Source organism: Actinosynnema sp. NPDC023794 (assembly GCF_040639675.1).
In the GTDB taxonomy this organism is placed as follows: domain Bacteria; phylum Actinomycetota; class Actinomycetes; order Mycobacteriales; family Pseudonocardiaceae; genus Actinosynnema; species Actinosynnema luteola.
Window position 1 is genome coordinate 219801 of sequence record NZ_JBFAFR010000005.1, and the last position, 20803, is coordinate 240603.

Genomic DNA, 20803 nt, shown 5'->3' on the forward strand with positions numbered 1-20803 from the left:
CGGCCGGTGCCCGTTCGGGCAGGTAAGCACCGGGCGCTGCTGGCTGCCCTCTCGCTGCGCGCGGGCCGTGCCGTCTCAATTGGCGAGCTGGTCTCCTTCCTGTGGGGCGGCGACCCGCCCGCACGCACGCGCGGCACGTTGCAGACCTACGTCATGCGGTTGCGGCAGTTGCTCGGCGACCCGTCGCTGATCCGGACCACTTCGGACGGCTACCGGTTGGTGGTGCCGCCGGAGCAGGTGGACGTGCACCGGTTCACCACCACGGCCGGGCTGGCGAGGCAGGCCGCGCAGTCCGGGCACCTGACCGACGCCGCCGAGCTGTACGCCGAGGCGCTCGGCCTGTGGCGCGGGCCGGCGCTGTCGGACGTGCCGTCGGAGGCGTTGCGCGACGACGAGGTGCCGCGGCTGGCCGAGCGGCTGCTCGTGGTGCACGAGGAGCGCAACGACGTCGAGCTGGCGCTGGGCAACCACGAGCGGCTGGTGCCCGTGCTGCGGTCGTTGACCGCGGACCACCCGCTGCGGGAGCGGTTCTGGGCGCAGTTGATGGTGGCGCTGTACCGGGGCAGCAGGCAGGCCGAGGCGCTGGGGGCGTTCCGGCTGGTCGACCGGCTGCTCGGCGAGCAGCTGGGCATCGAGCCCGGTCCGGCGCTGCGCGAGCTGCACCAGGCGATCCTGGTCGGCGACCCGAGCCTGGCCGCGCCCGCCGAGCGGGTCGACCCGGACGTGCCGGACCAGCTGCCGCCGGACGTGCCGGACTTCGTCGGCCGGATCGAGCTGGTCGAAAGGATCTCCCGCCTGATCGCGCCGGACGGCCCGCGCACCGCGGTGCCGATCGTGACGCTGACCGGTGTGCCCGGCGTGGGCAAGACGACGTTGGCGGTGCACGTGGCGCACCGGCTGCGCGACCGGTTCCCGGACGGTCGGCTGTACGTCGACCTGCGCGGGTACGCGTCCGGGCCGGCCACGCCGGTGGTGGAGGTGCTGACGCGGTTCCTGCGCGCGCTCGGCGTGCCGCCGGAGCAGATCCCGGTGGACTCCGACGAGCAGAGCACCTTGTTCCGGTCGCTGCTGACGGGCCGGCGGATGCTGCTGGTGCTGGACAACGCCGCCGCGCCGGACCAGGTGCGCCCACTGCTGCCCGGTGCGGCGAGCTGCCCGGTGCTGGTGACCAGCCGTGACGACCTGCGCGGGCTGATCGCCGTCGACGGCGCCCGGCGGGTCGGGCTGGACGTGTTCGCGCCGGAGGAGTCGCTGGCCGTGCTGCGCCGGTCCGGGCCGGCGGCGGAGGAGCTGGCGCGGCGGTGCGGGCACCTGCCGCTGACGCTGCACATCGCGGCGGCGTCGGTGGCGGGCGGTTCGGTGGTGCGGTACCTGGAGAAGCTGGGCCACCGCCGTCCGCTCGACCTCGCGCACGCCGCCCTGACGCCAGGCGCGCGGCGACTGTTCGCGCTGCTCAGCGTGGTGCCCGGACCGGACTTCACGACCGAGGCGGCGGCGAACGCGGCCGAACTGACCGTGCCGGAGGCCGCCGCGCTGCTCGGGCAGCTGACCAGGGCGCGGCTGGTGAGCGCCGACCGGGGCCGGTACTCGTTCCACGACGAGCTGGCGCGGTTCGCGGCCGAGATGGCGGAGGCCGGGAACGAGGACGTGGCGGCGGCGCGCGTGCGGCTGCTGGAGTTCTACGTGCGTGCCGTCGACCACTGCGCCGAGCTGCTGTACCCGGACCTGATGCGGCTGCCGGCGCCCGCCGGGCGGGCGGTGCGGCTGCCGCGGATCGAGACGACGACGCAGGCGCGGGCGTGGCTGGACGCGGAGCGGCCGAACCTGACCGCGGCGATCCGCTCGGCGGCGGAACGGGGGCCGGCCGCGATGTCGTGGCAGCTGGCCGACGGGCTGCGCGGCTACCTGTGGATCGGCAAGCACGTCACCGAGTGGCTGACGACCGCGCAGTACGGGCTGGACGCCGCGCACGAGCAGCGGGACGTGGCGGGCGAGGCCGCGATGCACCAGAACCTGGCCACGCTGCACTGGCGGCTCGGCGACTTCACCACGTCCATCGCGCACTACACGCGCGCGGTGGAGCTGCACCGCGTGTCCGGCGACCTCGCGTCGGAGGCGGGCGTGCGCAGCTACCTCGGCGTGGTGCGGATGGAAGCGGGCGACCTGGCGGGCGCCCGCGACGACCTGGAGATGTGCCTGGCGCTGAAGCGCGAGTCCGGCGAGCCGAGGTCGGGCGAGACGGGCGTGCTGACCGGGTTGGGCGTGCTGGCCATCGAGACCGGTGAGCTGGCCGAGGCGGTGGACCTGCTGGGCGAGGCGCTGGCGATCAGCGTGGAGCACGGGTTGCGGGGCAGCGAGATCACCGCGTTGACGCTGCTCGGCGTGGCGTCACAGCTCATGGGCGAGCCCCAGCGCGCGCTCGTCCACCTGTCCGAGGCGTTGCGCCTGTCGGTGGAGGCGGGATTCCGCGAGGCCGCCGCACGGGTGCTGGAGAGCACCGCGTCCGTGCGGCTGGACCTGGGCGAGCACGCCGCGGCGCTGGACCTGGCCGACCGGGCGTTGGCCGAGCTGCGGGAGGGCGGCGACCAGCGGATCACCACGAACGTGCTGGTGGTGATGGCGTCGGCGAACCGGGGCCTGGGTTCCCTGCGGACCGCCGACGAGCAGTTCCAGCAGGCCCTGACCAAGGCGCGGCGGATCGGCTACCTGCCGGGCGAGGCACGCGCCCTGATCGGCCTGGCGGGCGTGCGCAGGCTGCTGGGCCAGCTCGCGGAGGCCAAGACCCTGGCCACCCAAGCCGTCACCCTGACGGCCGGCCTCGGCCTGCGGATCACGGAGCGCACGGCCCGCACCGAGCTCGCCACCATCCACGACGCCCTGGGCGACCACACCGCCGCCACCACCGAAACGACCCGCGCGGCGGACCTCCAGGACCAGATCGGCCACCCCTGACCCACCCCGCGCGAGAGTCCTACGTCCGAAGCGCGAGAGTCCTACCTCCAGGCCGCGCGTGTCCTGCGTTCAGGACCCCTGAATTCAACGCTCAGGCGTCGATCAAGCGGACCAGGCGGTCGGCCAGGTCGTCCCACCGCCAGTTCCCGGTGACCCACTCGCGGCCCGCCGCGCCCATCTTCGCGGCCGTCCCCGGATCGGCCAGCAGCGCGGCGACGGCGTTGGCCACCTCCGCCACCTCACGCCCGTCGACCACCCGCCCCGTCACGCCGTCGCGCACGGTCTCCGGCGCACCACCCGAACGCCCCGCCACGACCGGCAGGCCGGTGGCCGACGCCTCCAGGTACACGATCCCCAGACCCTCGACGTCCAGCCCACGCCCACGCGTCCGGCACGGCATCGCGAACACGTCACCGGCGTTGTAGTGCGCGGGCAGCTCCTCCCACGGCACCGACCCCGTCAGCACCACGTGCTCCGACACGCCGACCGACGCCGCCAGCCGCTCCACCGTCCCCCGGTACGGCCCACCGCCCACCAGCAGCAACGCCGCGCCCGGCACCTGCCGCCGGATCTCCGGCAACGCGCGCACCAGCACGTCCTGCCCCTTGCGCGGCACGAGCCGCGACACGCACACCACCACCGGCCGGTCGCCCAACCCGTACCGGGCGCGCATCTCCGCCCGCGCCGCCGCCGAAGGCGCGAACACCGACGTGTCCACCCCCGACGGCAGGTGCTCCAACGCCGCCATCGGCCCGAACGCCGCCGCGAACCGCGACCGCGTGTACCGGCTCACGAACGTCACCACGTCCGCGTCCGACCCGATCCGCCGCAACGCCTGCCGCGCGCCCGGCAGCATGGACCACCCGACCTCGTGCCCGTGCGTCGACGCCAACACCCGCGAAGCGCCGGCGGCACGCAGCCGTGACGTCATCAGCGCCAACGGCGCAGCCGCCCCGAACCACACGGCGTCACAGCGCGCTCCGCGCAGGATGTCCGACGCCCGCCGCACGACGTCCGGCGTGGGCAGCATCAACGTCCCGGGATGCCGCACCACCTCGAACGGCTGCGCCGCGTCGAACTCCGGGTGCGAGCCCGACGACGACTCCCACGACGGCGCGTACACCACCAGCTCGGGCAGCCGCACGGCCAACGCGTGCAGGTAGGCCTGGATTCCGCCGGGCCGTGGCGGGAAGTCATTGGTCACCAACAGGGTCCGACGCACGCGACCACGTTACGGGAACGACCGCCGCAGGAACTCCTGCCACCCGCGCACCAGCGCCGCGGTGTCCGCACCGGTCAGCTCCAGCAGCACGCCGTCCACTTCGGACGCCCGAACCCGCGCCAGCCGCCGGTACAGCGCCACCAGCCCCGGCTCGCCGAGCGACGAGGCCAGGTACAGGTTCAGCGACCACGCCTGCTGGTAGGCCAGCTCCATCCCGTCACCCCGGAAGTCGGCGTCCGACGGCAGCGAGGAGGGCAACGACTGCCGCACCCGCGCGGCCAGCAGCGGTGCGGCCTTGGCCGGCGGCAGGTCGCTGCGCCGGTAGCCCACGTAGTCCGCGAACCCCTCCAGCACCCACATCGGCGCCCCGTCCACGGTCTCGCCGCGCGCGGCGATGTGCGTGATCTCGTGCCGCAGCAGCACCCGCAACGCCAACGGCGACAACGCGCCCGCGCTGTCCGGGTTCAGCACCACCCGTTGGCCGCGGGCGGTGTGCGTGTCCGGATCCACCCGGTCGGCCACCGCGACGCCCGCGATCGCGCCGGTCGCGAAGCCGGGTCCGACCAGCGCGACCATCTCCTCCGGGCCCGCCGGGATCAGCACGGCCACCTGACGCGCCCAAGCCTGGCCCCAGACCTCGGTCACGGCCGTGACGGCGCCGTCCAGCTCCGCCAGCACCCGAGCGGCGAGCACCTCGCCGCCGGGGTGGCTCAGCACGAACCCGCCGGCGCCCGCGAGCACGTGGCTCGGCCCGAAGTCCCACGGCCCGCGCCACGTGCGCTTGCCCAGCGGCTCCAGCGCCGTGTCGGAGTTGAGGTACCAGCGGCCGTCGCGCCGGGTGAACAGGTACGCCATGCCCTGGCTGCTCGGCTCCACGTCCACGCCGCCGAGCCGGTACGACAGCCGCACGTCCGGCGCCCACACCTCGTCGGCGGCGGGCAGGTCGAGCGTGGTGACGTCGGTGCCCCTGGCATCGGCCTGCCCGTCGGCGCCGGGTTCCAGGTCGGCCACGTACTCCCACTCCGCCAACGGCACGGAGGAGAGGTTGCGGAACAGGTCGCGCTGCCGTTGCCGGAACTCGGCGTCGGCGAGGGGGTCGAGGTCGGCGGTGAACGCCGTCTCGTCCCGGTCCAGCACGGCCCGCGCCCGCCGTTCGAGCAGCGCCCGCACGCCGTCCGCACGGGAGGTGGCGGCGGTGTCGGCCGACGCGGGCGGCGCGGACGGGGTCGCCGGGCGGACGGCCGTGACCAGTCCGGCGAGGAACGTCACGGCCACCAACGCGGCCAGCACACCCCGAAAACGGCTCACGAGCCTCCAAAGTCAACGGCAGGGCCACCCCCCTTGAGGATGGCCCTGCCGAACGACGACTGTCAGCCCGCGATGCGCCGCATCGCGTAGATGCTGCCGGGGTTCTCCAGCGGCACCACCTTGACCGGGACGCCGTCGGTGGACGCGTGCACGACCCGCGCGTTGTCCACCGCCATGCCCACGTGGTTGCCGCCGTTGTAGATGATCAGGTCGCCCGCCTGGACCTCGCCGCGGCTGACGGGTCGCCCGGCGCCCGCCTGGCCGCCGGAGGTGCGCGGGATCGTCACGCCGGCGTACGCGTACGCCTTCGAGGTCAGACCGGAGCAGTCCCAGAGGTCCGGGCCGGTCGCGCCGTACCGGTACATGTCGCCCTGCTGGTCCAGCGCGAACTGCAGCGCCACACCCGCCGCGCCCGCGGGCACGTTGGTCGCGGTGACCTTCGGGCCCGTGTTGGTCAGCGTGCTGCGCTCCTGCGAGGTCAGCCGGGCCAGCTGGTCCTTGACCACGGTGATCTGGCCCTGCAGGTCGGTCTGCCGCTTCTTGACGTCGTCGGCGATCTTGACCGCCTCGTCGGTCGCGGCCTGCGCGCGCGCCTGGGCGTCCGCCGCCTTCTGCTTCGCGTCCTCGGCCGCGTCGACCGCGCCGGAGAGCCGTTCGAGGGACTCGTTGTTGTCCGACGCGAGCACGCCGAGCGCCGACATGCGGTTCAGGAAGTCCTGCTGGGAGTCGGACACCAGCAGCGCCGACAGCTGGTTGAACCGGGCGCCCTCGAACGACGCCTCCGTCAGCTTGTCGACCTGGACCCGGAAGGTCTCCTCGTCCGTCCGCGCCTGCTCGCCCGCCTGGGTCGCCTGCGCCAGGTCGGCGTTGGCCTTGTCCAGCTCGGCCTGGTTGGCGTTGCGCTGCTCTTCGGCGCGCAGGAGCTCTTCGTTGAGCTTGGTGGCCTGCTCGGCCAGCTCGTTGTACTTCTTCAGCGCCTCGGAGGCGTTCGCGGGGGTGTTCGGCTGGGCTCCGGCGGGTACGGGCAGGACGCCCACCGCGGCAGCGGCCACCGCCGTGGCCGCCATCGCCCCGCGCAGGCCGCGCTTGAGTCGTTGCGACGCCACAGTCGCGTGTGTCTCCTTCGTCTGATCCCGCCTGCCGGCCGGGCGCATGGCGCAACCCGACGCACCTCTGGTGAGAGATCTCCGGCTCGGCTCCCCGACAGGCCGATTCGGCGGTGAACCCGCGTCGCGGCCCAGGATGGACCACTGCTCGCCGCGAGATCTCGGCTAGGTTACGAAAAGTGAGGTCCGGCGTCCACTAGCGGGGCAAGGAAATCACGCCGAGTTCACCTGTGTTCCCGAACGGCCTAGCTGTGACCTGGCCGTGTGACCGCTGGTGGTGTTAAAAACACGATCTGTGTCACACGCGGCCCAGGCGTGCCAGCAGCACCGCGGACGGCACCGGGTGCGCGCCACGCCGCCGGACGGAATCGGCCACCGCCCGGTCGGACGTCACCACGACCACCGGACGGCCCTCGGGCTCGGCGGTCACCAACGCCCGGATCACGTCGTCGGCCAGCACGCCCGGATCGCTGAACAGCACCCGCACCCCGCGCGGCGCGGACGTCGGCACGGCCACCACACCCGCGCCGTCGAACACCAACGTCACCTCCGCGCCGGTGCGCGCCGCCAGCACGGCCAGCTGGTGCACCAACCGGTCCCGCTGGTCCGACAGCGACAGCTCCGGGTAGCCCGTCTTGGTCACGTTGTAGCCGTCCACGATCAAGTGCACGGCGGGCAGCGCCAGCAACCGGTCCAGCGCCGCCGGGTCCTCCACCCGGCCGACCGCGCCCTGCGCCGCGCTGGCGCCGCGCACGAGGTCCGCCGGCCGCGGGCCCGCGCCGCCGAGGGCCAGTTCCCGGCGCAGGCCGTTCACCGCGCCGTCCAGCGTCTCGACCAGCAGGGCCAGCCGCACCTCGTCGGCCTGACGCGCCTCCTTGGCCGACTGGCGCGCCACCTCCGCGTCCGACTCGGCCCGCTGCGCCTTGGCGCGCTCGTGCTCGGCGCGTTCGCGTTCGCGGTCCCGTTCGGCGGTCAACCGGCGCAGCGCGGCCTCGGCCTCCGCGCGCACCCGGTCCGCCTCGGCCGACGACGATTCGGCCCGGTCCTTGGCCTCGCGCAACCGCACGCCCTGCTCGCGCAACCGTTTGCGCAGCCGTTCCAGCTCGGCCTCGGACGCCTCGCGGATCTTGTCCACCGCGCCGCCCGCCTCGGCCCGTTCCGCCTTGAGCCGCTCCAGCTCGACCTCGAGCCGCTCGGCCCGCTGCACGGCCAGGTCGCGCTCGGAGCGCAGCGCCGCGTCCGCCACGCGCCTGCCGACCAGCTCGATGAAGTGGGACGCGACCTCCTCGCCCTGCAGGATCGCCGCCGCGCCGGCCGCCACCGGGTCGGGCGAGGTCACCTCCAGCGCCGCCGGCCGGTTGCGCCGCAGCCACTCGACGACGGCGGCCCGGAAGTTCGCCGACGACTTCAGGCCGCCGACGAGCACCGGCGCGCCCAGCCGGGCCCGCTTGGTGGGCGCGAACCGGGCGACCGCGCGCAGGGACTGCGGGATGTCGACCTTCGCCAAGTCCCCCAACGCATCCGCGCTCAACTCCGCGAGCCGCGCGCGCAGGGGCTCGGGCAGGGCGGACCAGTCCACAGTGGACTCGACGGCCTGGCCTGGTTCCAGGTCGTCGGCGCCTGCCGGCGGCTCGATCGGGTCTTGCACCCGTACAGGCTAGCTGTGTCGTGTTGCGCCGCTGTGCACGATCGCCGCCGCTCCGCGCGCGGTTGTCCGGCGGTGGTCGCCGCGGTGGCCCGCCGTCCGCCGAGCAGCGGCGATCCGACACTGTCGGTGGGTGCGGCTACGGTGCGCCGCGATGACTACACAGCTCACGTTCGACGAACTGGGCACACCGCTGCGCGAGACCACGTTCGTCGTGTTCGACCTGGAGACCACCGGCGGCCGGGCGGACGGGGACGCGATCACCGAGATCGGTGCGGTGAAGGTGCGCGGCGGGCGGGTGATCGGCGAGTTCGGCACCCTCGTCGACCCCGAGCGGGGCATTCCGCCGCAGGTCGTGGCCCTGACCGGGATCACGCAGATGATGGTGACCGGTGCGCCGAAGCTGTCCACGGTGCTGCCCGCGTTCATGGAGTTCGCCGCCGGCGCGGTGCTCGTCGCGCACAACTCCGGCTTCGACGTGGGGTTCATCAAGGCCGCCTGCGCCCGGCACGGGTACACGTGGCCCAAGCCGACCGTCGTGTGCACGGTGAAGCTGGCCCGCCGGGTGCTCAGCCGGGACGAGGCGCCGAGCTGCCGGCTGTCCGCGTTGGCCCAGCTGTTCGGGCTGTCCGTGCAGCCGAACCACCGTGCGCTGGTCGACGCCCGCGCGACCGTCGAGGTGCTGCACCACCTGCTGGAGCGGGTCGGGTCGGTCGGCGTGCACTCGCTGGAGGAGCTGGTCGCCTACCTGCCCGACGTGACGCCGGCGCAGCGGCGCAAGCGGACGCTCGCGTCCCACCTGCCGTCCACCCCGGGCGTCTACCTGTTCCGCGGGCCGTCGGAGGAGGTGCTGTACGTCGGCACGGCCTCCGACCTGCGGCGGCGGGTGCGGCAGTACTTCACCGCCGGCGAGGGGCGCAAGCGGCTGCGGGAGATGGTGTCGCTGGCCGTGCGGGTGGACGCGGTGGAGTGCGCGCACTCGTTGGAGGCGGAGGTGCGGGAGCTGCGGCTGCTGACCGCGCACAAGCCCGCCTACAACCGGCGTTCGAAGAACCAGGGGCAGGCGTGGTGGCTCGTGCTGACGGACGAGGTGTTTCCGCGCCTCTCCGTGGTCCGCACGCCGCGCGAGGGCGCCCTCGGCCCGTTCCGGTCCCGGCGGCTCGCCGAGACGGCGATGGAGGCGGTGCTGGAGGCCGTGCCGCTGCGGGCGTGCTCGATCCGGATCCCGGCGCGCAACGCGTCCGCCACGCCGTGCGCGCTGTTCGAGCTGGGCCGGTGCAAGGCGCCGTGCGCGGGACGTCAGTCGGTGGACGACTACTCCCCCGCCGCGTCGGCGTTCCGCCGGCTGGTCGCCGGGGCGGATGTCACGCCGTTGCGGGAGCTGACCGCGCAGATCGACGCGCTCGCCCTCGCGCACCGGTTCGAGGACGCCGCCACCCGCCGTGACCGGACGTCGACGTTGGTGCGCTCGTTGGACCGGGCGCAGCGGCTCGCGGGGCTGGCCGCGTTGCCGGAGGTGGTCGCCGCGCTTCCCGACGGGTCCGGCGGGTGGGAGTTCGCCGTGGTGCGGCACGGGCGGTTGGCGTCGGCCGGGGTGGCGCGGCGTGGCACGCGGCCGATGCCGGTGGTCGACGCGCTGGTGGCGTCGGCGGAGACGGTGATCCCTGGCGAGGGCCCGCTGTTCGGCGCGCCGGCCGAGGAGGTCGGCGTGGTGCTGCGCTGGATCGACCGACCGGGGACGCGGCTCGTCTACTGCGAGCGCCCGTGGACGTCGCCCGCGTTCGCCGCCGGCGCGTGGCGGGAGTGGGTGGCACGCGCCGAGGCCGGTCGCGACCAGTACCGGATGGCGGGCCACTAGCATGTGGTCGGTCGATACCCCCGACGACTTGTGGAGGACCGCTGTGATCACCGCGATCGTGCTGATCCAGGCCGCCGCCGAGACCATTCCGGACGCGGCGCAGGCGATCGCCGACATCGAGGGCGTCACCGAGGTCTACTCGTGCGCAGGCGACGTCGACCTGATCGCGTTGGTCAAGGTCGCCCGGCACGAGGACCTGGCCGACCTGGTGCCCGGCCACATCTCCAAGGTGCCCGGCGTGCTGAACACGGACACCCACATCTCGTTCCGGTCGTACTCGAAGCGCGACACGGACGCGGCGTTCGCCATCGGTCTCGAAGACGCCTGATCGGCCCGAAGCCCACAGGTGTTGAAGCCGTAGAAGCTCAAAAGCCTGAAAAGCGTCCTCGCCGGACGGGCAGATCAGCAGGATGACGGGACCGGGTGGTCAAGCGCCGGGTCCGTCGTTGGTCCGGGCTCCGTGTCACCCACCGACCTCCCTCCGGGCTACCACACGTATCAAGGGGGCGGTCATCAGCGCACGACCGGGCAAGGGACGCACAGCCCCCTTGACACGCGCGGTAGGGCGTCGGCGGGATGACGCGAACCCCGACCCACAACGAACCCGGAACAGGACCGCCGAAGCAGGGGTCATCCTGCTGATCTGCCCGTCCGGCGAGGACAAGCTTGTGAGCTTTCAAGCATTTGAATCCCGCAACCACTCGTCAAGCGCACCGAAATCGGCGTCCGTCAGCCCTCGCTGTGGATCGACCCCGTGCAGCAGGGCACGGCCCGAGTGGTTCGCACCGACCCACGCCCGGTCCACGTCGGTGAGCTCGTCGTCCACCCACGCGAACGGACGCCCCGCCGCCCAGGCGACGAGCGCACGCGTCTTCCAGTGCAGCCCGACCCGCTCGTCCCGCTCATCGACCTCGGACGGCTCCGGCCACGCCACCACCGCGAGCCGACCCAAGCCGAACCGACCCAACCCGAGCCGAGGCGCGACGGCCTCGTTGGCGTCTTCCATCCACGTCGTCGCCCACACCAGCTCGCACGGCAACGCGGCCAACCGGGGCCCGAGCCCGGGGTCGACCCGGCTCAGCAACGGATTGGCTCCGGCCGCGACCGTCCCGTAGGTCGGGTACCCGCCACCGCCGAACGGGATCAGCGGCCCGTCCACGTCGAGGAAGAGCAACGGACGCTGGTCAGGACCGGCCACCGGACATCTCCCCGCACGCGAAAGGGTCCCGCACCGGAACAGGTGCGGGACCCCTTCTACACACGATCGCCCTTCGGACGGCCGGTCCCCAGGGAGGATCAGTCCTCCGGCTGGGACGGCTTCCCGGCCAGTTCGCCCGCCGGCTTGTTCTCGGCGGACAGGGCGTCCGCCGAGACACCGCGCTCGGCCCGCGCACGGGCCACGGCGGCGGTCTCCTCCGGCGGGTCCGGGGTCAGGAAGCTGCCCGGCACCGGGTGACCGGCCGAGCCCAGCTTGTTCATCTTCTTCGGCACCGACGCGCCCTGGTAGGCCAGCGGCAGGGGGTGGCCGTGGTCGTCCACCGGGCCGAGCGGCTGGTGGACCTCGATGAACTCGCCGTGCGGCAGGCGCTTGATGATGCCCGTCTCGACACCGTGCTCCAGCACCTCGCGGTCCGCGCGCTGCAAGCCGATGCAGATGCGGTACGTGATGAAGTACGCCAGCGGCGGGACGAGGAGCATGCCGATGCGGCCCATCCACGTCATCGCGTTCAGCGAGATGTCGAACTTCATCGCGATGATGTCGTTGCCGCCCGAGAGCAGCAGCACCATGAAGTACGAGATCGCCATGACGCCGAGCGACGTCCGGACCGGCACGTCACGCGGGCGCTGCAGCAGGTTGTGGTGCGCGTAGTCCTTGGTCATCTTGCGCTCGATCCACGGGTACACCGCCGCGAGACCGGTCAGCAGCGGCAGGCCGAGCATGAACGGCAGGAACGGCGCGGGCACCGTGTAGTTGCCCAGGTACAGCTCCCACGCGGGCCATAGGCGGATCAAACCGTCGGTCCAGCCCATGTACCAGTCGGGCTGCACGCCCGCCGACACCTGCGCCGCGTTGTACGGGCCGAAGTTCCAGATCGGGTTGATCTGGAAGATGCCGCCCATGATCGCCGTGACGGCCACGACCACGGCGAAGAACCCGCCGCCCTTGGCCGCGAACACCGGCATGATGCGCACGCCGACGACGTTGGTCTCCTTGCGACCCACGCCCGGGAACTGCGTGTGCTTCTGGTACCAGACCACGCCGAGGTGCACCGCGATCAGCGCCAGGATGATGCCCGGGATGACCAGGATGTGCAGCGTGTAGAGCCGCGGGATGATCTCCGTGCCGGGGAACTCCCCGCCGAACGCCAGCCAGTTGATCCACGTGCCGACCACCGGGAACGAGATCAGCAGCGCCGCCATCACCCGCAGGCCGGTGCCGGAGAGCAGGTCGTCGGGCAGCGAGTAGCCGAGGAAGCCCTCGATCGCGCCCAGCATGAACAGCACGATGCCGATGACCCAGTTGATCTCACGCGGGCGGCGGAACGCGCCGGTGAAGAAGATCCGGAACATGTGCACGACGATCGCGCCCATGAACAGCAGCGCGGCCCAGTGGTGGACCTGGCGGACGAACAGACCGCCGCGCACCTCGAACGAGATGTGCAGGGTCGACTCGAACGCCCGGGACATCTCGATGCCCTGGAGGTTCACGAAGCTGCCGTTGTAGACGACCTCCTCCATGGAGGGGTCGAAGAACAGCGCCAGGTAGGTGCCCGACAGCAGCAGGACGATGAAGCTGTACAGCGCGATCTCGCCGAGCAGGAACGACCAGTGCGTCGGGAAGACCTTGTTCAACTGCTTCCGCATGCCGGAAGCCATGTGGAACCGGTCATCGGCCCACTTGGCGGCGCCACCCGCCACGCGGGCGCCCGCGCCCTGCCGCTTCGTCGGCGTGGTGATGCCACTCATGACTTACGCTCCCAGAACGCCGGACCCACGGCCTCGATGAAGTCGCCGCGGGCAATCAAGTATCCGTCCTCGTCAACCGTGATCGGAAGCTGCGGCAGGGCACGGGTCGCCGGACCGAACCGGGGCTTGGCGTAGTGGAAGACGTCGAACTGCGACTGGTGGCAGGGGCACAGGAGCAGGCCGGTCTGCTGCTCGTACAGCGAAGTGGGGCACCCGAGGTGGGTGCAGATCTTCGAGTACGCGTAGAAGTCGCCGTAGTTGAAGTCCTCCTGGCCCGCGCGCTTGGTCACGGCCTGGCCGGGGCGCAGGCGGATGAGCATGACCGGGCTGTCGGCCCGCTTCAGCGCGTGCACCAGGGCTTCTTCGTCGTCGCGCTCCGACTCGCGGAACGGGAACACCGTTTCGAAACCACCGGCTTCGAGGTCTTCCGGACGCACCAGCGCGACCTCGTGGAAGTTGCCCGTGTGCCGGCGCAGGTAGACCTTCTCGCCGTTCTCGGACTTCCACGCGGTGTGCCAGAGCGAGTCCTTCGAGTCGCTGTGCGCCCACGGGTTCTTGATCAGGCCGCCGAGCGGCACGGCCAGCACGCCGAGGCCGAACACGCCGGCGCCGAGGCCCGCGGTGCGCTTGATGAGCGAACGGCGACCGAGCGTGGAGCGCTCGCCGGCGTCGGCCAGCTGGGCCACGATCGTGGCCTTGTCCACCTCGGGCGACCCGCCGTCGTGGCGCCGCTGGACGGACAGCTCCTCGGGGATGAACTTCTTCGTGTACAGCAGCGCGCCGACGCCGAGGCCGAGGATCGACAGGCCCAGCGTGAAACCGATGACGGGCGTGTAGAGGCTGTACAGGATGTGGTCGTTCGTGTGCGGAGCCTCGTACTTCCACGGCCACCAGATGAACGCCACGAGGAACGCGATGCCGGCGAGCGCGGCGATGGTGAACCAGAGGGCCACCAGTCGCTCGGCGCGCTTCTCCGCGCGCGTGCCCTTGACGGGCCAGCGGTCCTCGTAGTGGACGATCTCGACACCGTCCATGGCCGCGCCGAGCTTGACCAGCTCGTCCCGGCTCATCCCGGCGAGTTCCGCCTCGTCGGGCAGCTCGTTCGGCTTCACGCCGCTCATGCCTTGGCTCCGATCCAGAGGGTCACGCCGATGAGTGCGGCGATACCCACGATGAACGCGATCAGACCCTCCGATACCGGCCCGAGGCCGCCGAGGGGGGCGCCGCCGGGGTTGTTGTTCCCGTCGGTCACCGACTTGATGTAAGCGATGATGTCCTTCTTCTCCTCCGGCGTGAGCTGCCGGTCGGAGAACTTCGGCATGTTCTGCGGGCCCGTGAGCATCGCGGTGTACAGCTGCTCTTCGGTCACGCCGTCGAGCTCGGGCGCGAACTTGCCGGACGACAGCGCCCCGCCGCGGCCGGTGAAGTTGTGGCACGCCGAGCAGTTGAGCCGGAACAGCTCGCCGCCGCGGGCCGGGTCGTCGCCGCGCAGCGCCTCGCCGCGCTCAGCGGGGGTCTGCGGGCCGCCGCCGCGGGACTGGATGAACGCGCCGATGGCGTCCACCTCCTCCGGCGTGAACTTCGCCGGCTTGCGCTGGGCCTGCGCCTCCTGGCGGGCCATCGGCATGCGACCGGAGGACACCTGGAAGTACACGGCCGCCTCGCCCACGCCGATCAGGCTGGGTCCGCGGTCCTCGACGCCGTCGAGGTTCTTGCCGTGGCAGGTGATGCAGGTGTTGTTGTAGAGCTGCTCGCCCAGTCGCACCTGCGCCGGGTCGTCCTGCGCCTGCGCGGTCTGCGGCTGCGGCGCGAGGGCGCTGAACAGGAAGCCCGCGGCCAGCAGCGCGAAGCCCAGCGCGAGCAGGCCCGAGATCCGCCTGCGCAGCTTCGTGCCGCGCTTCCGGGCCCGTGTGGTGTTGGTGGTCATGTGTGCGGCAACCCTTGCTGGTGTGAGTTCGGGGTTCGAGCTGGTCAGGGCACGATGTAGATGATGGCGAACAAGCCGATCCAGACGACGTCGACGAAGTGCCAGTAGTACGACACGACGATCGCGGAGGTCGCCTGCGCGGGCGTGAACTTGCTCAGCTTCGTGCGGACCAGCAGGTAGCCGAACGCGATCAGGCCACCGATCACGTGCAGGCCGTGGAAGCCGGTCGTCAGGTAGAAGACGGTGCCGTAGGCCGAGGCCGGGATCGTCGTGCCCTCGCTCACGAGGGTGACGTACTCACCGGCCTGACCGGCGACGAAGATCGCGCCCATGATCAGCGTCACGATGTACCAGCGGCGCAGACCGAACACGTCACCCCGCTCGGCGGCGAACACGCCCCACTGGCAAGTGAACGAGGACGCCACCAGGATGATCGTGAAGAACAGTGCGTAAGGCACGTTCAAGTGGGTCGGTGCTGGTGGCCAGTGCCCTTCGTTCTGGGCCTTCACCGTGAAGAACATGGCGAAGAGCCCGGCGAAGAACATGAGCTCACTGGACAGCCAGACGATCGTGCCGACGCTGACCATGTTCGGGCGGTTCAGCGAGTGCACGCGCTGGCCGATTGAGGGCGCTGCCGTTGTCACACGACGCATTATTGCTTGCAGGTTTTCGTCCCGCCCATCGGGTCCGGGGCACGTTCGCAGGTCATCTGGGTCACACGCACGGTGAGGACGGTCATGGGGTTGTTGAGCCGGTGGCGTGATCGCCGCGCGCGACGGGGTGTACCCGCACTGGAGATCGATTCACCCGGTCTGGCGGTGGTGGTGGAGGCGTTCGACGTCGCGGAGGCCGACTCGGCGGCGCTGGCCAGGTCGCCGAGGTGGCGGGCGGACGAGCCCGCGGTGCTGCGCCACCACCTCGAACTGCCGCCTGACCAGGTAGAACGCGCGCGTGAGCTGCTCACGCCGGACGGGTGGGCGCTCCGCCGCGAAGATCGCTGGCACGCGGTGCGGGTGCAGCGGTTGGACGCGTTGCGCTGCGCGCAGGAGCGGGCCCGGATGGCGAGCCTGGCCCAGCGGCTCGGCGGCGACTGGATCGGGTGGGACGCACTGCAAGTCACGCACCGTCAGCCGGATAACATCTGGGTCACCTCGCACCCCGACCCGCCGGAGGATCGCGCCGATGAGCACGCAGACGACCAGGATCCTGGTGTTCAGCCACCGCCCCGAGGTGCGTGAGACGATCATCACTGCGGTGGGCCGCCGACCCGCCCCCGACCTGGGCCGCGTCGAGTACGTCGAGGTGGGCAAGATCGCCGACGTCCTGTACGAGATGGACAACGGCGGCGTCGACCTGGCGATCCTGGACGGCGAGGCGCAGCCCACCGGCGGCATGGGCCTGTCCCGGCAGCTGAAGAACGAGATCACCGACTGCCCGCCGATCGTGGTCGCGGTGCGCCGCAAGGACGACCGGTGGCTGGCGACGTGGTCGCAGGCGGACGCGGTGCTGGTGCACCCGCTCGACCCGCTGGCCGCCGCCGAGACCGTGGCCGAGGTGCTGCGCTCGACGGCGCTGCCCGTCGTCCGGGGCTGAGGTCGCCGTGGAGCGCACCTGGCCGTTACTGCTGAACCAGCTCGTCGACCGCGTCGACCTGTCCCAGGGCGACACGGCGTGGGCGATGGATCAGGTGATGTCCGGCGCCGCGACGCCCGCGCAGATCGCCGCGTTCGCGGTGGCGCTGCGGGCCAAGGGCGAGACGCCGGAAGAGGTCGACGGCATCGCCACGATGATGCTCCGGCACGCCCGCCGGTTCACCGTGGACGTGCGCGCGGCGGACATCGTGGGCACGGGCGGTGACAACTCGGGGTCGGTGAACATCTCGACCATGGCGGCGATCGTCGCGTCCGCCGCCGGCGTGCCGGTGGTCAAGCACGGCAACCGCGCGGCGTCGTCCAAGTGCGGCACGGCCGACGTGCTCGAAGCGCTCGGCGTGGCCATCGACCTGCCGCCGCTCGGCGTGCAGCAGACGGTGGAGGAGCTGGGCATCGGGTTCTGCTTCGCCCCGGTGTTCCACCCCGGTTTCCGGCACGCGGGCGCGCCGCGGCGCGAGATCGGCATCCCGACGTCGTTCAACCTGCTCGGCCCGCTGACCAACCCGGCGCAGCCGAAGGTCGGCCTGGTGGGGTGCGCCCGGGTGGCGTTCGCGCCGCTGATCGCGGGTGTCTTCGCCCGTCGGGGCAGCACGGTGCTGGTCGTGCGCGGTGACGACGGGATGGACGAGATCACCACGACCACCACGACGTCGGTGTGGGTGGCCGACGGCGGCGAGGTGCGGACCGACCGGATCGACCCGTCGGCGCTGGGCATCGCGCCCGCGTTGCCCGACGACCTCAAGGGCGGCGACGCCTCGGTGAACGCCGAGGTCGTGCGCGACCTGCTGGCCGGGAAGCCGGGCGCGGTGCGGGACGCGGTGCTGCTCAACGCGGCGGGCGCGCTCGCCGCGCACGGCGGGCTCTCGGGCGACCTGCACGCGGACCTCTCCGGCGCGATGGGCCGGGCCGCGGCGACGATCGACTCCGGCGCGGCGGCGGACCTGCTGCGGCGGTGGGCGGCGCGATCGTCGGAGCTGAAGACGGCCCTCGCGGACGGGTGACCTGAGCGGTCAGGATCCGAGTGAACGTCCGAACTGACGGGTGGACGTTCGAGCCGGCGGGTGACCCGACGGTCGGGTGACGCCCGAGCCAGCGTCAGCGGTCCACTCGCGACGCCCGGGCGCCGTAGGCGGCTGCGGCGATCCGGGCGAACGAGCGGACGAGCGGGCCCGGTTCGGCGCCGACCCAGGCCACGACGAGGCGGCTCGGCGGCAGGTCGACCAGCGGCACCGTCGTGAGCCCTTCGGGCAGCGCGTGGCCCAGCGGCGCCAACCCCACCGAGCCGTTCCACAGCACGGCTTGCAGGCACTCGTGCGCGGTGCGCACGACCGGTCCCTCACGGTGCTTCCCGCCGCTCCAGTACGCCTGCCAGACCGGGTCGGCGCCCTCCGGCAGGCGGAACCACCGCCGGTCGGCCAACTCGTCGGAGTGCACGCTCCCGCGGCCGGCCAAGGGGTCGTCCACGCGCAGGACCACCCCGATCGGATCGCTGCGCAGCAGGTGCGTGACGATGCCCGTGTCGTCGAACGGCGCCCTGGTGAGGGCCACGTCGGCCAAGCCCGCGCGCAGCCCCGTGGTCGGGTCGGCGAAGTCGGCCTCGCGGATCCGGACCTGCACCCCGGGGTGGTGCGCGCGGTAGGTGGCAACCAGCCGGGCGCCCACCTGCTCGGCGCTGTCGGCGAGGGTGCCGATCGTGATGGCCTCCGTGCCCGCCGCGGCGGCCACCCTCGTGCGGACCTGGTCGGCCCGCGCCAGCAGGGTGCGCGCCTCGTCGTAGAGCGACGCGCCCGCCGGGGTGAGGGCCACCCCGGCCGGTGAGCGGCGCAGCAGGACGTGGCCGAGGTCGGTCTCGAGCCGCTTGATGGCGCGGCTGAGCGGCGGCTGGGTCATGTGCAGCCGGGCGGCGGCCCGTCCGAAGTGGAGTTCTTCGGCGACGGCGACGAAGTAGCGCAGCTCGCGGAGGTCCATCACCGGCGACGATACCCGGGCGGTATCGGTGGTCCGGTATCGGTCTTGGACGCCTCCGCCCGGTCCGGAGTGGACTGGTCGCATGACCGGACCCACCTTGTTGCCCGACCCCGCCGTGCGGGTCGCCGATGCCCGTGAACTCGCCCGTGACCTGCTGGTGGTCCCCGACCGGGGCGTGCCGCTCGTGCCCAACATCGGCGTCATCGGCGGCTCGCACTCCGTGCTCGTGGTCGAGACCGGGTTGGGCGTGCGCAACGCGGAGGCGGTGCTGGAGTTCGCGCTCGAGCACGCCCGCGGGCGCAGGCTGTACCTGACCACGACCCACTTCCACCCCGAGCACGCGTTCGGCGCCCAGGTCTTCGCGGGCGAGGCGACCTTCCTGCTCAACCGCGACCAGGCCGACGACCTGGCGCGGAAGGGCCCCGGCTACCTGGAGATGTTCCGCGGTCTCGGCGAGTCCGTCGCCCGGCGGCTCGTCGGCGTCGAACTCGTGCGGCCCGACGTCGTCTACGACCGCGAGCACTCCCTGGACCTCGGTGGGCGGGTGGTGGAGTTGCGCGCCACGGGCCGTGCGCACAGCCGAGGCGACCAGGTCGTCCGGGTGCCGGACGCGGACGTGCTGTTCACCGGCGACCTGGTGGAAGCGGGGCAGTTCGCGATCTTCCCGTGGTTCCCGCCGCACGACACCGACGTCTCGGGCACCCGCTGGCTCGCGGTGGTGGAGCGCCTCGCCGCGAGCGGCGCGCGCACCGTCGTGCCCGGTCACGGCGAGGTCGGCGACGCGCGGCTGCTCGCCGACGTCCGCGACTACCTCAGGCTGCTGCGCGACGAGACGTGGGCACGCCGCGGTTCGGCGATGGGCGAAGAGGCGATCGCCGCGGAGGTCGAGGCGCTGGTGGTCGACCGGCACCCGGAGTGGGTCGGTCGCGAGTGGATCGGGAAGGGCGTCGGCTGCCTGTGCGCCGAGCACCCCGCGTGAACGGTCGCGCCAGAGATTGCGGCCACCTTTTCACCGCCGCGCAACCGGGGCCGGTCATGCTGTCCACATGCTCTACACGGTGATGAAACGAGTGGTGGCGCCCACGGCGCGGCTGGTCTACCGGCCGACGGTCGAAGGGCTGGAGAACGTGCCCGCCGACGGTCCGGTGATCCTCGCGCCGAACCACTTGTCGTTCATCGACAGCGTCGTCATCCCGATGGTGGTGCCGCGTCGCGTCTCGTTCCTCGCCAAGGCCGAGTACTTCGAGGGCAGGGGCGTGAAGGGCGCGCTGTCGCGCTACTTCTTCGGCTCCCTCGGCCACGTGCCCGTGCGCCGGGGCGTCGGCCGGGCCGCCAGGGCGTCGCTGGACACCGCCAAGGACATCCTCGACCACGGTGGCGCGTTCGCGATCTACCCCGAGGGCACGCGCTCGCTGGACGGCCGCCTGCACCGCGGTCGCACCGGCGTGGCCCGGATGGCGCTGGAGTCCGGCGCGCCGGTCGTCCCGGTCGGGATCATCGGCACCGACCAGGTGCAGCCGGTCGACCGCAGGCTGCCCCGCGTCCGCCCGATCACCGTCCGGTTCGGCGAGCCGCTGCGCTTCGACCGCTACGCGGGCATGCAGGAGTCGCTGCCGGTGCTGCGCTCGGTCACCGACGAGATCGTCTACCGCATCCTGGAACTGTCCGGACAGGAGTACGTGGACAGCTACCAGAGCTCGAACGCCGCGGCCTGACGGCCCGGACACGAACGAAGGGGCCCACCTCGCGAGGTGGCCCCCTTCGTCGACGTCGGGCTCAGTCGTGGCTCGGACCGGTGTGGTACTCGAACACCAGGCCGCCGACGGCGATCAGCACGAGCACCACGGCGATCACCAGCAGCCAGATGTGCCAGAACGCGAGCGCGACACCCGCCGTCGCGGCAGCCGCCGCGAGGCCGATCGGCCAGTAGCTGCCGGGGCTGAAGAAGCCCAGCTCACCGGCGCCGTCGCTGACCTCGGCGTCCGCGTTGTCCTCGGGCCGCACCTCGATGCGCCGGGCGACGAACCGGAAGTACGTGCCGACGATCAGCGCCAAGCCGCCGGTCAGCGCGAGCGCCACCGTGCCGGTCGGCTCGACGAAACCGGTGTCCGCCCAGGTCCAGTAGCCGTACACGACGGCCATCAGGAACGAGAACGCCATCACCAAGTCAAAAATGCGGGCTTCGACCTTCATCGCAG

At 72.3% G+C, this 20803-nt stretch carries 18 protein-coding genes and 1 pseudogene; 8 read left to right on the forward strand and 11 right to left on the reverse strand.

What is annotated here, in order from left to right; genetic code table 11:
• The first annotated feature begins 6 nt into the window (after positions 1–6).
• Positions 7–2952, forward strand: coding sequence for an AfsR/SARP family transcriptional regulator (locus AB0H12_RS14730; protein ID WP_499623415.1), 2946 nt, complete (start codon positions 7–9; stop codon positions 2950–2952).
• Between the two features lie 91 nt (positions 2953–3043).
• Here AB0H12_RS14730 and AB0H12_RS14735 read toward each other — a convergent pair whose 3' ends face one another.
• The 4 genes from AB0H12_RS14735 to AB0H12_RS14750 form a co-directional block, all read right to left on the reverse strand.
• Positions 3044–4174, reverse strand: a complete 1131-nt coding sequence (locus tag AB0H12_RS14735; RefSeq protein WP_499623416.1) for a glycosyltransferase family 4 protein — start codon at positions 4172–4174, stop codon at positions 3044–3046.
• 9 nt (positions 4175–4183) lie between these two features.
• Positions 4184–5482 carry a basic secretory protein-like protein gene (locus AB0H12_RS14740; protein ID WP_499623417.1) on the reverse strand — a complete coding sequence of 433 codons (1299 nt, stop codon included), beginning with the start codon at positions 5480–5482 and terminating at the stop codon, positions 4184–4186.
• 62 nt (positions 5483–5544) lie between these two features.
• Complete coding sequence (locus tag AB0H12_RS14745) at positions 5545–6588, reverse strand: C40 family peptidase (RefSeq protein ID WP_499623418.1); 1044 nt, start codon at positions 6586–6588, stop codon at positions 5545–5547.
• Between the two features lie 298 nt (positions 6589–6886).
• Positions 6887–8236 (reverse strand): NYN domain-containing protein, encoded by a 1350-nt coding sequence (locus AB0H12_RS14750; RefSeq protein WP_499623419.1) that lies wholly within the window; start codon positions 8234–8236, stop codon positions 6887–6889.
• A 151-nt stretch (positions 8237–8387) separates the two neighbouring features.
• On the opposite strand from AB0H12_RS14750, the gene AB0H12_RS14755 reads away from it, so the two are divergent.
• Both AB0H12_RS14755 and AB0H12_RS14760 read left to right on the forward strand, forming a co-directional pair.
• Entirely contained in the window at positions 8388–10091 is a 1704-nt protein-coding gene (locus tag AB0H12_RS14755) for a DEDD exonuclease domain-containing protein (protein WP_499623420.1), read from the forward strand.
• A gap of 43 nt (positions 10092–10134) precedes the next feature.
• Positions 10135–10419 (forward strand): Lrp/AsnC family transcriptional regulator, encoded by a 285-nt coding sequence (locus AB0H12_RS14760; RefSeq protein ID WP_053718754.1) that lies wholly within the window; start codon positions 10135–10137, stop codon positions 10417–10419.
• Positions 10420–10767: 348 nt separating this feature from the next.
• Here the strand turns inward: AB0H12_RS14760 and AB0H12_RS14765 are convergent, their stop codons facing one another.
• The 5 genes from AB0H12_RS14765 to ctaE all read right to left on the reverse strand — a co-directional run bounded on the left by AB0H12_RS14765 (position 10768) and on the right by ctaE (position 15638).
• A complete protein-coding gene (locus tag AB0H12_RS14765) occupies positions 10768–11289 on the reverse strand; it encodes an HAD domain-containing protein (protein WP_499623421.1) in 522 nt (173 codons plus the stop codon).
• A 98-nt stretch (positions 11290–11387) separates the two neighbouring features.
• On the reverse strand, positions 11388–13058 hold the full coding sequence (qcrB, locus tag AB0H12_RS14770) for a cytochrome bc1 complex cytochrome b subunit (protein WP_308257191.1): 1671 nt from the start codon (positions 13056–13058) through the stop codon (positions 11388–11390).
• Complete coding sequence (gene qcrA / locus AB0H12_RS14775; protein ID WP_499623422.1) at positions 13055–14179, reverse strand: cytochrome bc1 complex Rieske iron-sulfur subunit; 1125 nt, start codon at positions 14177–14179, stop codon at positions 13055–13057. The genes qcrB and qcrA overlap by 4 nt, the downstream gene beginning before the upstream one ends.
• Positions 14176–14985, reverse strand: coding sequence for a cytochrome bc1 complex diheme cytochrome c subunit (qcrC, locus tag AB0H12_RS14780; RefSeq protein ID WP_499623423.1), 810 nt, complete (start codon positions 14983–14985; stop codon positions 14176–14178). The genes qcrA and qcrC overlap by 4 nt, the downstream gene beginning before the upstream one ends.
• Before the next feature lie 44 nt (positions 14986–15029).
• The gene (gene ctaE, locus AB0H12_RS14785; protein WP_082404045.1) at positions 15030–15638 is read right to left on the reverse strand and encodes an aa3-type cytochrome oxidase subunit III; all 609 of its coding nucleotides are present in this window, start codon (positions 15636–15638) and stop codon (positions 15030–15032) included.
• Between the two features lie 84 nt (positions 15639–15722).
• Here ctaE and AB0H12_RS14790 point away from each other — a divergent pair.
• The 3 genes and pseudogenes from AB0H12_RS14790 to trpD form a co-directional block, all read left to right on the forward strand.
• Positions 15723–16100 (forward strand): annotated as a pseudogene (locus tag AB0H12_RS14790) (hypothetical protein); the annotation flags it as partial.
• A 67-nt stretch (positions 16101–16167) separates the two neighbouring features.
• Positions 16168–16578 carry a hypothetical protein gene (locus AB0H12_RS14795; protein WP_230566750.1) on the forward strand — a complete coding sequence of 137 codons (411 nt, stop codon included), beginning with the start codon at positions 16168–16170 and terminating at the stop codon, positions 16576–16578.
• A 7-nt stretch (positions 16579–16585) separates the two neighbouring features.
• Positions 16586–17638, forward strand: a complete 1053-nt coding sequence (gene trpD, locus AB0H12_RS14800) for an anthranilate phosphoribosyltransferase (protein ID WP_499623424.1) — start codon at positions 16586–16588, stop codon at positions 17636–17638.
• Between the two features lie 94 nt (positions 17639–17732).
• Here the strand turns inward: trpD and AB0H12_RS14805 are convergent, their stop codons facing one another.
• Entirely contained in the window at positions 17733–18605 is an 873-nt protein-coding gene (locus AB0H12_RS14805; RefSeq protein ID WP_499623425.1) for a LysR family transcriptional regulator, read from the reverse strand.
• A gap of 82 nt (positions 18606–18687) precedes the next feature.
• Here AB0H12_RS14805 and AB0H12_RS14810 point away from each other — a divergent pair, with 82 nt between their 5' ends.
• Complete coding sequence (locus AB0H12_RS14810; RefSeq protein WP_499623426.1) at positions 18688–19584, forward strand: MBL fold metallo-hydrolase; 897 nt, start codon at positions 18688–18690, stop codon at positions 19582–19584.
• 67 nt (positions 19585–19651) lie between these two features.
• Positions 19652–20320, forward strand: coding sequence for a lysophospholipid acyltransferase family protein (locus tag AB0H12_RS14815; RefSeq protein WP_499623427.1), 669 nt, complete (start codon positions 19652–19654; stop codon positions 20318–20320).
• Positions 20321–20381: 61 nt separating this feature from the next.
• Here the strand turns inward: AB0H12_RS14815 and AB0H12_RS14820 are convergent, their stop codons facing one another.
• Complete coding sequence (locus tag AB0H12_RS14820; RefSeq protein WP_230566755.1) at positions 20382–20798, reverse strand: cytochrome c oxidase subunit 4; 417 nt, start codon at positions 20796–20798, stop codon at positions 20382–20384.
• Positions 20799–20803: the final 5 nt, after the last annotated feature.